This is a genomic window from Neisseria uirgultaei, from assembly GCF_962719845.1.
In the GTDB taxonomy this organism is placed as follows: domain Bacteria; phylum Pseudomonadota; class Gammaproteobacteria; order Burkholderiales; family Neisseriaceae; genus Neisseria; species Neisseria bergeri.
The window spans coordinates 96,373-110,585 of sequence record NZ_CAUIYF010000005.1; the positions used below are offsets into that span (position 1 = coordinate 96,373).

Annotated in this window: 10 protein-coding genes; 2 read left to right on the forward strand and 8 right to left on the reverse strand. The window is 51.5% G+C overall.

All coding sequences use genetic code 11. The features are described from left to right. Nucleotides 1-18: 18 nt before the first annotated feature. Entirely contained in the window at nucleotides 19-1,437 is a 1,419-nt protein-coding gene (locus Q9J32_RS04645; protein ID WP_301884057.1) for a 23S rRNA methyltransferase, read from the reverse strand. A 253-nt stretch (nucleotides 1,438-1,690) separates the two neighbouring features. Continuing rightward, nucleotides 1,691-3,022 (reverse strand): 23S rRNA (uracil(1939)-C(5))-methyltransferase RlmD, encoded by a 1,332-nt coding sequence (rlmD, locus tag Q9J32_RS04650; RefSeq protein ID WP_301884060.1) that lies wholly within the window; start codon nucleotides 3,020-3,022, stop codon nucleotides 1,691-1,693. 63 nt (nucleotides 3,023-3,085) lie between these two features. Here rlmD and Q9J32_RS04655 point away from each other — a divergent pair, with 63 nt between their 5' ends. Continuing rightward, nucleotides 3,086-4,108, forward strand: a complete 1,023-nt coding sequence (locus Q9J32_RS04655) for a L,D-transpeptidase (RefSeq protein ID WP_301884062.1) — start codon at nucleotides 3,086-3,088, stop codon at nucleotides 4,106-4,108. A 78-nt stretch (nucleotides 4,109-4,186) separates the two neighbouring features. Here the strand turns inward: Q9J32_RS04655 and Q9J32_RS04660 are convergent, their stop codons facing one another. From Q9J32_RS04660 to rpsT, 5 genes are all read right to left on the reverse strand, one after another. Further along, nucleotides 4,187-4,471 carry a PepSY domain-containing protein gene (locus Q9J32_RS04660; RefSeq protein WP_301884064.1) on the reverse strand — a complete coding sequence of 95 codons (285 nt, stop codon included), beginning with the start codon at nucleotides 4,469-4,471 and terminating at the stop codon, nucleotides 4,187-4,189. 149 nt (nucleotides 4,472-4,620) lie between these two features. After that, the gene (aspS, locus tag Q9J32_RS04665; RefSeq protein WP_301884065.1) at nucleotides 4,621-6,429 is read right to left on the reverse strand and encodes an aspartate--tRNA ligase; all 1,809 of its coding nucleotides are present in this window, start codon (nucleotides 6,427-6,429) and stop codon (nucleotides 4,621-4,623) included. A 57-nt stretch (nucleotides 6,430-6,486) separates the two neighbouring features. Then, complete coding sequence (locus Q9J32_RS04670) at nucleotides 6,487-7,188, reverse strand: DUF502 domain-containing protein (RefSeq protein ID WP_118814532.1); 702 nt, start codon at nucleotides 7,186-7,188, stop codon at nucleotides 6,487-6,489. Between the two features lie 142 nt (nucleotides 7,189-7,330). Further along, nucleotides 7,331-8,479 carry a phospholipase A gene (locus Q9J32_RS04675; protein WP_301884066.1) on the reverse strand — a complete coding sequence of 383 codons (1,149 nt, stop codon included), beginning with the start codon at nucleotides 8,477-8,479 and terminating at the stop codon, nucleotides 7,331-7,333. Between the two features lie 162 nt (nucleotides 8,480-8,641). Continuing rightward, nucleotides 8,642-8,905 carry a 30S ribosomal protein S20 gene (rpsT, locus tag Q9J32_RS04680; RefSeq protein ID WP_002212556.1) on the reverse strand — a complete coding sequence of 88 codons (264 nt, stop codon included), beginning with the start codon at nucleotides 8,903-8,905 and terminating at the stop codon, nucleotides 8,642-8,644. Nucleotides 8,906-9,209: 304 nt separating this feature from the next. On the opposite strand from rpsT, the gene Q9J32_RS04685 reads away from it, so the two are divergent. Continuing rightward, the gene (locus tag Q9J32_RS04685) at nucleotides 9,210-10,352 is read left to right on the forward strand and encodes an extracellular solute-binding protein (protein WP_002224944.1); all 1,143 of its coding nucleotides are present in this window, start codon (nucleotides 9,210-9,212) and stop codon (nucleotides 10,350-10,352) included. 1,078 nt (nucleotides 10,353-11,430) lie between these two features. On the opposite strand, the gene tbpA is transcribed toward Q9J32_RS04685, so the two are convergent. Beyond that, nucleotides 11,431-14,178 (reverse strand): transferrin-binding protein TbpA, encoded by a 2,748-nt coding sequence (gene tbpA, locus Q9J32_RS04690; protein ID WP_304675371.1) that lies wholly within the window; start codon nucleotides 14,176-14,178, stop codon nucleotides 11,431-11,433. Nucleotides 14,179-14,213: the final 35 nt, after the last annotated feature.

Sequence of the window (14,213 nt, forward strand, 5' to 3'; positions counted from 1 at the left end):
TTTATTTTCCGTACCGTTTTATTTTTTTATATTTTGATTCATACGCTGCAGCAGCCGGCTCATCAGCATAACGACTTCTTCAGGAAGCCTGTCCGCACGTTCCCTCAATACCCTTAAAAACTGCCCCAACCTATCCCAATCTTCAGTACGTTCATAAATATCGATCAACGTAATATAAAGCTGGGACTCGTCAGAATATTTCAATACCGCCTGCTCCAACACATCCATTGCCGCCTCAATCTGACCATACATCAGCAACGACTCTACTTCTTTAACCGCATCGTCTGCCGGAGACGAACCGGTGTTGATCAACGAAGAATCTTGAAGCACCAAATCCCGATGTTGCGCTTTGAATTTCTGTATATTTTTCGGCAGATATCCGTGCCCCATACCGATGTCTTTGATTTGCTGGTCGTTCGGCCCCTTTTCCAAATCATCGAAAACTTCATGGTAACCCAGGCTGTACCCCCACCCCAGCATCCGCTCTTTAACCTGCCTGCCGTAGTTGCCCAACGTTTGGTAAAGTTTCCACAAATGTCCGGCAAAACGGTCTATGTCCGCGTGTTGGTAATCGAGTTTCAATGCATCGATAATCAGGTTTGCAGGTTTTTCGGAAGTTTGGATGGCACGGTCGTATTGTTTCGATGCCGTTTCGTAGCTGACTTTGTCTTTAAGGATTTTTGCACCTTGATCGGCACGGACCAGACCGGCAATCGCACCGATTTCCTCTTGGCTGATCCCGGACACGTCTTTTTTGCCCCGCACAATCGGGATGCGCTTGATTTCTTCGGCTCCATAAGCCTTACCGCCGGCATCCGGCTGGGGCGATGCGGAAGCTGCCGTCGCAGAACCGCCTTCCGCGCGTTTTTCAATCTCCTGAATGCCCCATCCCAAACCTTCTTCCGCCAAGACGCGGATACGCAAATGGTTGGGATCGCGCTGTAATGCCTGTTCGATATATTTTGCCAAAAGTTCGGAAGGAATCAGTCTGCCGTATTTTTGCAGATTGTCTGCTAAAACATCGACATCCCCCACTTCGAGATTGATATCGAGCAGCTCGCGGATAAGGTTTTCAGGTTTCGCTTCACCATCCGGAATGCCGTCCAGATAGGCAGCCAAAGACTCGGCAGCCTTGCCCTGATAACCGAACTGCTTATAAACCTGATATTCCGTCAGCGGATCGACTTCTTGCGCGGATACTGCCGCAGATGCGGTCTCGGCGCTCTCATTCCAAGAAAATCCCGTCTGCGTGCCGTCTGAAACCGATTGGTCAACCTGATCGACCCAGTCCGAATCATTGCTTCCGGGCGGCTGCCCCTGCGTATTGCCGACACCTTGGGATTTGCGCTTCGGTGTTTTCTTACCCTGCTTCGCACGCATAACCAAAAGCACCAGCAATACCGCCAGTGCCAGACCGATAATTAATGAGTTTTCCAAAGGATACTCCCGATACCGTAACGAGCGGATAGCTAACTGCCTGCAACGGCAATTGTCCGCTTTTATTATTAACGATTTACTGAAATAGACTTGTAAGTTTCAAATCATACCATAATTTAACGTTTGACAATATGCCTTCTGCACAAGCCTTGCCATATGACCTTTTATGTTTTATACGTTTAAATGTATTTGTCGGGCACTATCTGTTTGCACCCCCTTCCTTAATTATTCTTTTCCTTTGATTTCCAAAAAGTTATTTTCCTGTTTGCGGCAACAAATCGAATACGGCGACAGACTCGGTATGGGATGTCTGGGCAAACATATTCATTATCCCTGCCTGGCTGAGCATATAGCCTTTTTCAACCAACACGCCCGCATCCCGTGCCAAAGTGGAAGGATTGCAGGATACATAAACGATTTTTTGCGGAAGGTAGGGTGTATGCAGCGATTTGACGACTTCATACGCACCGCTTCTGGGAGGATCTATCAACATTTTGTCAAATTTCCCCCATGAGGCCACCATATTCTCGGTGCAATCAAAGAGGTTGGCAGCAATAAAATCTGTTTGTCCGCCGCAACCGTTTAACCGTGCATTTTGCCGGGCACGCCCGACCAGGTTTTCCGCACCTTCGACACCAACCACACTCGCTCCACTCTTGGCTATGGGCAGACTGAAATTGCCCAAACCGCAAAACAAGTCTGCAACTCGCTCACCCTGACATATATCGAGCATTTTTACGGCGCGTGAAACCATCAGCCGGTTGGTATCGGTATTGATTTGTGTAAAATCTCCCGGACGGAACGGCATTTCAATGCCGAACTCAGGTAATGTATATTTTAATGTTTTGTCTGTTTTGGGATAAAACGGTTGCGATACGCCCCCTTCGATTTGCAGCCAAACCTGCCAGCCGTCCGACAATTCCGAATCAAACCACTGTCGAATCCGGTTTTCTTCGTTCTGCCGAAGTTTGCTTTTGAACGCGATGTTCAATACGGTGATTTCACTGCCGCGATAAAACTCGGCAAAACGGGCAACACTTCCCTCTTCCGCCAAATCCTGCAAAAGCCCCCTGATGGCGGGCAGTTTGTCCGAAACCGACTTCGGAAGAAGCATACATGACGAAATATCCACCACATCATTCGTTTTCTTTGCCTGAAACCCCAGTTTCAGACGGCATGATTTATCTAATGATACACTGAACCGCGCCCTATCCCGATAATGCCATACATGTCCGTAAATCGGCGGCAATATCTGCTTCGGTTTGACCTTACCGATACGCTCCAACTGCTCTTCCATCATCCTTTGTTTGAACGCCACCTGCGCTGTCGGAGAAATATGTTGCAGGGAACAACCGCCGCAGCGTTCAAAATAACGGCACTGCGGGACGGTACGCTCATCCGAAACTTTGAATATCGTTACTGTTTCCGCTTCGTCAAACTGCTTTTTCTGTTTGGTAATCCGAAAACCGACCCTTTCAGACGGCAATGCCCCTTTAATAAAAACCGTTTTGCCGCCAACCTTTGCCACACCCCTGCCTTCATAATCCAAGGCGGAAATTTCCGCGACATTTGTTTCCGTTGCCATTACCCAATCCGTCCGCACTGTACCGAAGCGCATATTTTCGCACAAAACCGCGCGGTTTCAGGTATGATTTGCCGAAAATCCGTTGGACACACGCCATATTTTGATATGAATAAAACAATCTGCATCACTGCCGCACTGTCTATAACCAGTTTTTCATACGCGCATACAGTTATTCCCGATGTCTCCCCCGTCGCACAAGGTCAACATGTCTTCATTAACATCCCCCAGCAACGCCTGTTTCTCTACACCGACGGCAAACTGACCAAGGTTTATCCCGTTGCAGTAGGTCGGGCAATGACGCAAACCAATCTAGGCGAACATAAAATCGGGGCGAAAGCCTATAACCCTGTTTGGCACATCCCCAAATCCATACAGAAAGAACGCGGCGACGGCGTAAAAACCATAGCCGCCGGCCCGGACAACCCTTTGGGGCCGGTTTTTGTCCGCTTAGGCGACCCGAAACTCGGTTTGGGCATACACGGAACCAATGCGCCGACCAGCGTCCCCGGGGTTCGGAGTCACGGCTGCGTCCGCATGAAATCGCCCGACGCGCTCGAGTTTGCCAAAACCATCGCCAGCGGCTCGCCCGCCTCCGTCATCTATCAAATGGCGGGGCTCAATGAAGATGCGGATCGCAACCTGTGGCTTGCCGCCTTCCGCGACCCCTACGGCAAAAACAACCTTGACACCGCCTCCCTGAAAAAAAGCATCGGGCAATGGGCAAAAACACAGGGCAAAACCATCGCGCCCGAGAAAGTCGATGCCGTACTCAAAGACCGCACCGGATTGGCCGTCTGCCTGACCTGCGGCAAAAACGGCAAGATGAAGATGCCGCTCAAATCGCTGGCGTGGATACAGGGTTCTTCCTCATACAGCCAAGCTGAAGCACCTAAGCCGAAAATTACCCGGGTTAACCCTGTCGAACAGCCGGTTCCCCAAGCTGCCGAACAACCTCCGGTTCAAATCGTCCACCCCATTCCCGACCTGCCGCCGGCCGATGTCGAACCGGTTACCGAATCCGTACATCAGGCAGAAACTGAAACTTTTAAAAATACTGCTTCCGAACCGTTTGATTCGCTGTTCTAAATCCGTCTCCCCACCGGAAAACAAAATGCCGTCTGAACGCTTCAGACGGCATTTTGGTTCATCTTTCCATCAAAGGAATCAGCGATCGAGCTGCTCTTTGATGATTTTCAGGTCGGGGTAAGACAACACGATGTCGTATTCGCGGCCGTCTTTATAGGCTTCCACTTCCAAAACAGGTTTGCCCCAATGGTCGTCTGCATCGACATCGTGAACCTGATAACCGCGCTGTTCCAACATTTTCACGGCTTTCGTGCGGTTTTGTTCAAAATGGGGATCGCTGTAAATCTGACGCTCGGCAGAGTCGCTGGCAAATGCAGCAGCGGCACTCAGGGAAACAATGGCAGCCAATAACAGTTTTTTCATTTCCAGTCCTTTCTTAATCGACTTATTGAACAAGATGTGTTTTTCAATGCCGCCATTAAAACACAGCAAAATTAGGTTTGAATTAGCAGGAAGTTAAGAAGCGTAAATGCCGTCTGAAAAAACAGAGCCGTCAAACGGCTCTGTTTTCCTTATGCTTCTTTGGTTTCGGCCGCCTTTTGGCGCAGGCGCAGGCTCAATTCGCGCAACTGCTTGTCGTCCACGCTGTTGGGCGCGTTGGTCAGCAGGCATTGGGCGCGTTGGGTTTTCGGAAAGGCAATCACGTCGCGGATGGATTCGGCACCGGTCATCAGCGTTACCAGACGGTCGAGGCCGAATGCCAAACCGCCGTGCGGAGGCGCACCGAATTTCAGATTGTCCAAGAGGAAGCCGAATTTCTCTTGTTGCTCTTCAGGGCTGATTTTCAGCGCGGCAAACACTTTCTCTTGTACGTCTGCACGGTGGATACGGATAGAGCCGCCGCCGATTTCCCAGCCGTTCAATACCATATCGTAGGCACGGGCCAGGCAGTTTGCAGGGTCGGAAACCATCAGGTCTTCATGGCCTTCTTTAGGCGCGGTAAACGGATGGTGTACGGCAACGTAGCGGTCGGCTTCTTCGTCGTATTCGAACATTGGGAAATCGACAACCCACAAAGGTTTCCATTCGTCTACGAAGTAGTCGTTGTCCTTGCCGTGTTCCAAGCCGACTTTGATACGCAGCGCGCCGATGGCTTCGTTCACGACTTTGGCTTTGTCTGCGCCGAAGAAGATGATGTCGCCGTTTTGCGCGCCGGTACGCTTGATGATTTCTTTCAGGGCGTTTTCGGACAGGAATTTCACGATTGGAGATTGCAGGCCGCTGTCTTCGCCGTTGGAAAGGTTGCCGACATCGTTCACTTTGATGTATGCCAAACCTTTCGCGCCGTAGATGCCGACAAATTTGGTGTATTCGTCGATTTCTTTGCGGCTGAATTTCGCGCCGTTCGGTACGCGCAGGGCGACTACGCGGCCGCCTTTCATGTCGGCTGCGCCACGGAAAACTTTAAATTCTTCCGTTTTCATCAGGTCGGTCAGCTCGGTAAATTTCAAGTTGATACGCATATCCGGTTTGTCAGAGCCGTAGTAAAACATGGCTTCAGAGTAAGGCATACGTGGGAAGTCGCCCAGATCTACATTCAAGGCATCTTTGAAGACTTGTTTCGCCATACCTTCGGTGATGTCCATAATTTCATCCTCGTTCAAGAACGAGGTTTCCAAGTCGATTTGAGTGAATTCAGGTTGACGGTCGGCACGCAAGTCTTCGTCACGGAAACATTTGGTGATTTGGTAGTAACGGTCGAAACCCGCCACCATCAACAGTTGTTTGAACAATTGCGGAGATTGCGGCAGAGCGAAGAATTCGCCCGGATGAACGCGGCTCGGCACGAGGTAGTCGCGCGCGCCTTCCGGAGTGGAGCGGGTCAGCATCGGCGTTTCAATGTCGATGAAGCCTTGCGCATCCAGATAACGGCGAACGCCCATAGCGACTTGATAACGCAGGCGCAGGTTGCGCTGCATCACAGGGCGGCGCAGGTCGATAACGCGGTTGGTCAGGCGCACGTTTTCGCTGATGTTTTCATCGTCGATTTGGAACGGAGGCGTAGCGGCAGCGTTCAAGACTTCGATTTCTTTGGCGAGGATTTCGATTTTGCCGGAAATCATTTTGTCGTTGGTTGTACCTTCAGGACGGTTGCGTACGCGACCGGTAATGCTCAAAACGTATTCGTTGCGGGAGGAATCGGCAGCGGCAAACGCTTCCGGAGTGTCGGGGTCAATCACGATTTGGACGATGCCTTCGCGGTCGCGCAGGTCGATAAAAATCACACCGCCGTGGTCGCGCCGGCGGTGTACCCAGCCTTTGACGGTAACGGTTTGGTCTAAGTATTGCTCGCTGATCAGGCCGCAATAGTTGGTACGCATAAAATCACCTTTTATTGATTTAAACTGAAAACAGAAAATGCCGTCTGAACGGCGGCTTTATTGTTGTTCGGGCAACTCCGCCTTTTCAGGCGGCATAGGTCCTGCCAATGTTTTGACGGGCAGGTCGTCAGGGATGACCATACCCAGCGAAATCACATATTTCAACGCTTCGTCCACGCTCATATCGAGTTCGCGCACATCGCTTTTCTTTACCATAATATAGTAACCGCCGGTCGGGTTGGGCGTGGTCGGGACATACACGGAAAGATAATCGCCGTCCTGCGGCAATGCTGCCTTAACCGCATTCGACACCTGCCCGGACACGAATGCGATTGTCCAAATACCCGATTGGGGAAATGGCACGAGTACCGGCGTTTTAAACGAACGGCTGCTGTCGGAAAGCAGGGACTCGGATACTTTTTTCACACTCGAATAGATGGATTTGACAACCGGAATCCGCCCCAACAGGCTGTCCCACGCGGCGAGAACCTGCCGGCCCAATACGTTGGCGGCAAACAATCCGGTTACGAACAATACGGCAATGGCAACGATAACGCCCAGCCCCGGGATATTGAAGCCCAAAACATATTGTGGCCGCCATTGCTTCGGCAGCAGGTTGACGAGCTGGTCGGACGCGGAAACGATATAGGAAATCACCCAAACCGTTACCGCAATCGGCAGCCAGACCAAAATGCCCGTAATCAGATATTTTTTTAACGCCTTGGCAGCTTTGCCGCCTTCGGCCGCAGGTTCCGTCATCTTGCTTGATTCCGACAAAGTCCGTACAAACCGCACATTATACGCGTTTGCCCGGATTCAAACGAATTTTTTATCCCGCCCCGCCAAACCGTCGGCGGCTTCAGACGGCACGGCAACTTGATATGCCGTCTGAACACGCGGTTCAGATACCGTCCCAGTCGTTGAACATCAACCCGATACCGATACCGTTTTGCTTGTGGTTGTAATCGATCAGGCTTTCCCCGTAACCGTGGAATCCGCGTACCACGCCTTTGAGTTTGCCCTTAATCGGAAACGTGTAGGCGGCTTCAATCGCGCCGTAGCCCGTTTTGGGGTTGTAGCGCAATACGGAATACACATTCTTCCTGTCATTCAAACGGTACTGAACTTTCACATCGCCATACCCCATATAATCGGCAATATCGGGATTGTCGTTTTTATCGCCGCTCTGATCGAACTCACGCACCCACACGCGCGGAATTACCGTCAATTTGCCCCACTCCATGCCTGCCATGGCATAAATCCTGTTCCACGAACGCGATTCGGGACGGCTCTGTCCGTTGGACTGGTGGACAAAACCCGCACCGAGCATACGCAGCCTACCGCCAAAGGGAAGGTCTGCCTTCACAGGCTGGGTCAGGAAAATTTCAGGTTTGTAATCCGTATTGCGGAACGGCGCGGATTTCCTGCCTTGGTTGTAAATCTGCCAATCGGATTTTTGGGTGTAGCCGAACCACAGATCCGCGCGGGTTTTAAACAAATCTTCGGCAATTTTGCTTTTAAACGAAACCTGCAATTTGGTTTCCGCACGTTTCTGCTGTCCGAATTTTTCCTGCGCAGTCGTACCGCGCGTCGGCGAACTCGGGGCATAGTTGGGCGAACTGTTGTACCAAACCGGCATAAGGTACATCGGATTGTGTTCGCGCACGCCCAACAGCCCGCGCAAATCGTTTTTGTCCAAGTCGTACATCAGGCTCAAAGGCGTATAGATGTCGGCGGTTTCGCCCACACTGTCGGTAGGAAGCGCATCCCCGCCTTTTTCAACAACAATGACCGCCTCGCCCTTATCCAGACTGCTGCGGACGGTTTCCGTCAGATTGAGTACGGTTTTCGACTCCCGCCCTTCCTGCCCTGCCGAAGACGGAAGCTGTGCCGCAAAAATCCTGTCGTAACACGCCAAACGCGTAACATTGTCCGTCAAAGCGGCGCATTGCAGCGCGGTCTCTCCAAAAGCGGATGCCATCGGCAACAGTCCTGTCAAAAGGATATAGCGCATATTCCGTGTATTCATCTCCACCCCCATTGTCAGCATATTGGTTTTCAGACGGCATTTTATAGCGGATTCGGATAAAAAACCGCACCCTTTCCGCCATTTCGGGATTTTGCCCCCACAATGCAAAAACCCCGAAACCGTCGGGCTTCAGGGTTTTTTGCTTATTACATATAAAAAACCGCCTTGGCGGTTTTGCAAAAATCAAGCCAGTGCTTTTACTTTTGCAGACAGACGGCTTTTGTGGCGCGCCGCTTTGTTTTTGTGGAACACGCCTTTGTCGGCGATGCGGTCGATGACTTTGACGGACTCTTGGTAAACCGCTTGTGCGGCAGCTTTATCGCCTGCTTCGACTGCTTTCAATACTTTTTTCACTGCGGTGCGGAATGCGGTACGCAGGCTAGCGTTGTGGGCGCGTTGTTTGACGGACTGGCGGGCACGTTTGCGTGCTTGTGCGCTGTTTGCCATATTGGAATCTCCTGGAAGAAAAATAAATTCTGTAAACGCGCAATTTTAAAGGGGGTTTACATTATATGCAAGCCTTTTCTCTCTATCCGCCCGTCGGACACCCTGACAGCGCAGGAAAACGGCAAAATCGGGCGACCGTTTTCCTCCCCTTTTGGAAACGGGGTAATTTTTTAGGAAAATCAGTCCAATATCGCTTTGAGTTTGCACAAATTTACTTTACAATGCCCAAACCTTGCGCCGAGGTAACGATGGGGCGCGGGGATTTCTTTTTTTTTCCAACCTCTTTCATCAGGAATCTGCCCGTATGAAAAAATCCGTATTAGCCGTTTTGGCCGCGCTGTCTCTGGCAGCCTGCGGCGGCAGCGAAAAAAACGCCGTGCAACCTCAAGCAGACGCTGCGTCTGCTGCCAATGCCGAAGCCGCTGCCACCGATACTCTGAACATCTACAACTGGTCGAACTATGTTGACGAGAGTACGGTCGAAGACTTTAAAAAAGCCAACAATCTGAAGCTGACTTACGACTTGTACGAAAACAACGAAACGCTGGAAGCCAAAATGCTGACCGGCAAATCCGGTTACGATTTGGTTGTGCCGGGCATCGCCTTCCTGCCGCGCCAAATTGAGGCGGGCGCGTATCAGAAAGTCAACAAAGACCTGATTCCCAACTATAAGAACATCGATCCCGAACTCTTGAAAATGCTGGAAACCGCCGACCCGGGCAACCAGTATGCCGTCCCCTATTTCTCCGGCGTGAACACGATTGCGATTACGGCGAAGGGCAAAGAGCTTTTGGGCGGCAAGCTGCCCGAAAACGGCTGGGATTTGCTGTTCAAACCCGAATACACCCACAAGCTGAAATCCTGCGGCATCGCCCTGTGGGACACCCCGAGCGAAATGTTCCCGATTTTGCTGAACTACTTGGGCAAAGACCCCAAAGGCTCGAATCCTGAAGATTTGAAGGCGGCGGCGGAAGTGTTGAAGTCTATCCGTCCTGATGTCAAACGTTTCAGCCCGTCCATCATCGACGAACTGGCGCGCGGCGACATCTGCCTGGCGGCAGGCAACGGCGGCGATTTGAACTTGGCGAAAGCACGTTCCGAAGAAGTGAAAAACAATGTCGGCATCGAAGTGCTGACACCGAAAGGTATGGGCTTTTGGATCGAGTCTTGGCTGATTCCGGCTGATGCGAAAAACGTCGCCAATGCCCACAAATACATCAACTACACGCTCGACCCCGAAATCGCGGCGAAAAACGGCATCGCCGTAACCTTCGCCCCCGCCAGCAAACCGGCGCGCGAAAAAATGCCTGCCGAGCTGGTGAACACCCGTTCCATCTTCCCGAATGAACAGGATATGAAAGACGGTTTCGTGATGCCGCAAATGAGTACGGATGCGAAAAAACTGTCTGTCAGCCTGTGGCAGAAAATCAAAGTCGGCACCAACTGATTTGAAGCATTAAAAATGCCGTCCGAACAATGTTCGGACGGCATTTTATATTGGATTGAAATAGAAATATTTATATAGTGGATTAACAAAAATCAGGACAAGGCGACGAAGCCGCAGACAGTACAAATAGTACGGAACCGATTCACTTGGTGCTTGAGCACCTTAGAGAATCGTTCTCTTTGAGCTAAGGCGAGGCAACGCCGTACTGGTTTTTGTTAATCCACTATACCGTCGTTCCCACGGTCGGGATTTCAGATTGCGGACATCTGTCAGAAAGACAAAAAACCTTCCGCCGTTATTCCCCACAGGCGGTAATCCGATCCGTGGGGATTTTGCAACTTCAAATCAATCCTCAAACTGAAATCCCGTCATTCCCACGAAAGTGGGAATCCGAACGCGTCCGCACGGAAACCCGCATCCCGTCATTCCCATGAACGTGGGAATCTAGAACGTAAAATCTAAAGAAACCGTTGTATCCGATAAGTTTCTGCACCGACAGGTCTGGATTCCCGCCTGCGCGGGAATGACGGAATTTGAGGTTTCTGTTTTTGATTTTCTGTTTTCACAGGAATGACAGGATTTTAGCGAGCCGTAGGGTGGGCTTCAGCCCACCGTACCAAGAGTTTTTGGAGAATCGGTAAGATTCGGCGGTTTCGGTTTTCGGTGGGATTGGGCGAGATGGATAACATTGACGGAGTTGGTGGGATTGGTAATATTGGTGGGCTAAAGCCTGCCTTACAGCCTGCCCTATGTCCACGCTGCACATCCTACGCCCGCCTTGCGTTCCTTATAAGTAGCATTTTACGCAATACTTTGCGTCCGCTGAAAAAATTTCAAACGGTCTTTTTTATCAAATGCGAAAAATATAACGTCATTCCCGCGCAGGCGGGAATCTAGTCTGTCGGTGCGGAAACTTATCGGATACAACGGTTTCTTTAGATTTTACGTCCTAGATTCCCGCCTGCGGGGAATGACGGGTTTCAGGATTACGGTGTATCGGGAATAATGGGAAACGGTGGGAATTGTGTAAAAAATGCCGTCTGAAGCCTTTCAGACGGCATTTGCGGCGTTTGGACGTTTAAAACTTCATTTCCAAGCTAAATGTGTAGTTTCGGCCGGGGGCGGCATATCGGTTGTAAACGCCGACATTTTTGTGTTGATTGACTGCGCCGCCGGCAGTTTGCCGCACATTTTCCCAAGTAACATAGCGGTGGTTGAGGAGGTTGTACACGCCCGCACGGAGGGTGAAGTGTTTTTTAATCGTGTAATAACCGGACACATCCACAATATACCAAGGGCGGGTACGGCGCGCGGTGGCTTTTGTATTGCGGCTGTTGCCGTTGAGCAAAGCCCGGCTGCCCAACAACTCTGTGATTTCCTTGGCTTTGGAATAAGTCAGCATACCGTTCACACCCCATTTGCCTTCCGGTTGGTCATAGCCCAAGCCGACGACATAGCGCGAGGGTTGGATGGCATCAAACAGGTGTGATTGAATATCGGTGCGGTCTGCGCGTTTTTTGATGTCGCGGACACGGACACGATTATAGGCAAATGTAGAATACCAACCTTCGGGCAATTTATCCCATACGCCGTTCCAATCGATTTTGCCCAAAACATTGATGCCGGTAATCCGCGCGCTTTGGGCATTGAGGTAAGCCGGGTCGCCTTTGGCTTCTTCTTTGCCGTTTTTAATTTGCGCTTCATAACCCCGGACAATCAAATCGCGGTAGGCATTGTTGAACCAACTTGCCTCCAAGTTGCCGAAATCGCCTTTAAACACGATGCCGGCTTCTTTGTTGAACGATTTTTCCGGATCGATTTTGACCGCCTTGCTTTGAACACCCGCCCGCCAGCCGTACATTTCCGCAAACGAGGGCAGGCGGAAGCCGGTTGAAGTGCGGTAAGTCAAATCCAGCCAGTCGGCAGGTTTGAGGACGATGCCTGCGTTCCAGGACAGGGTGCGGTGCGTGCCGGTGGAAACGCTGCCGTCGTCCGAATGCGTGCTGCGGTAGTCGTAGCGCAACCCCGCGCCGACATCCGCCCACCTGCCCAAACGGACATTGTCCCGAACTGCCGCGTAATAGCTTTTGCCGTTGATGCTGCGCGGCGTGCAGTCCGTATAAGTATTGTTGCCCGAGCGGCAGATTTGCCCCGTAACCACATTTCCCCCGCCTATGCTGACCCAATAGGGTTTGTCTTGGCTGCCGTTGGGGCTGATTTTTTGATTGCCGTTTTGAGTGGGTATTTTCGACGAATAGGCGCGGTTGGCATTTTGATAATAATAATCCTGATGGCGGAGGTCGGAACCAAAACGGTCAAAACCGAGGTTGACGCTCAGGTTGTGGCGGATTTTGGCGGTATCGAAGGATTTTTTGAATGCCGCCTGCAAGAGCCTGTGGCTTTCCCCGTAAATCACGCGGTCGGATTTGTAATAGGAAAACGGCTTGTCGGCACTCGGGCGGCAATATTTGTCCGAACCGTCGGCAGAACAGTGCGTCTGCTGAAAATGATTATCCAAACCGATACCCTGCCGGTCGTAAGAGAGGCGGGCATAATCCGCCCAAGTGTCTTTATCGGCATTGGTATAGACATATTCCAAACCGTAGCGGCTTTTGGTGTGCGTCTCGTCGTAAAACACGCCCGTACCGTATTCCGCGCCCACCAGCGCACCGTTTTCGCCGTTGGTAAACAGACCGCCGTATTTGTGGTCGCCCGCGTATTTGCCGTTGCCGGACAAAGAACCCGCCTGTTTTTTATTTTCATCAAAAACCGCCTTGGTCAGGAATGCCGGAACCGTCATATCGCGCGTGTCGAAAGTTTGTTGCGTGCGTTCGAGTATGCCGCCGATGTAGTGCCGTTTGTTTTCAAAACGAAAACCCGGGCGGAACAGCCACGACCGGCTTTCGTATGAAAGCGGATCGGCGAGGAAGCGGTTGGGGCCCGTGTAGTCTCGGGTGGAAACCGTTTGCCGTTCGTCTTTGCCGACAACATCTTTTTTCGGATTCGCTTTACACGTTTCGTAATTTCTGCTTTCGCATTCTTCTTCGACCACGAAATGAGCGTATTGGTGGTCGTCTTCAACCGGCACCAGCCTGTTAAAGCTCTGAACGCCGCGTCCGGCGGCTTCGTGGGCGCGGATTTCCCCCGCGCGCCGACCCGTGTGGATCAGCAAAGCCTCCGCACCGCCGATGCGCCCCGCCAGCGCGATGGATTGGGTAAGCCCCCGGTTTTTGCCGGAATAGGCGGTTTTACTCTGAATCCCCCACTGCCTGCCTTCCCCGATAACATCGTCGGCGGTTTTGGTTTGAAATGCGACCGAGCCTGCCAATGCGCCGCTGCCTTGTTCGACCGAGTTTGAGCCTTTGCTGATTTCGACAGCTTTGACGTTTTCATACTCGATTTCATTGATTGCGCCGCTGCTGCCCGCCGTCCTCGTCCCGCCCAATGCCGCCTGCGCGGTGTAGGACTGTATTTGCGCCAAGCCGTCCACCGTCAAGGAAACGCGGTTTTTGTCCATACCGCGTATCGAGTAACCCGAGCTTGCGCCGCGCCCCTGTTCGACGACGGCGATGCCGGGGTCGTAACGCGTCAGGTCGCGGATATCGAGTACCTGTTCCTTGCTGAGGGTGTCGGCGGTTTTGACCAATTTGCCCAAACCGGTTACTTCGTTATCGCGGCGGGTTTTCTGTTTTTTGGCTTTTACCTGTATGGTATCCAACTGTTTTTCCTGTGCTTGTCCGGCTTGCACATTTTCTGCATAAACGGGCAGCGCGGTCATTAAAGACAGGCATAAAATATTTAATCGGAACAAATGTTGCTGTTGCATAGTGTTTCCCTACTCTTCGCTTTCAGACGGCATCG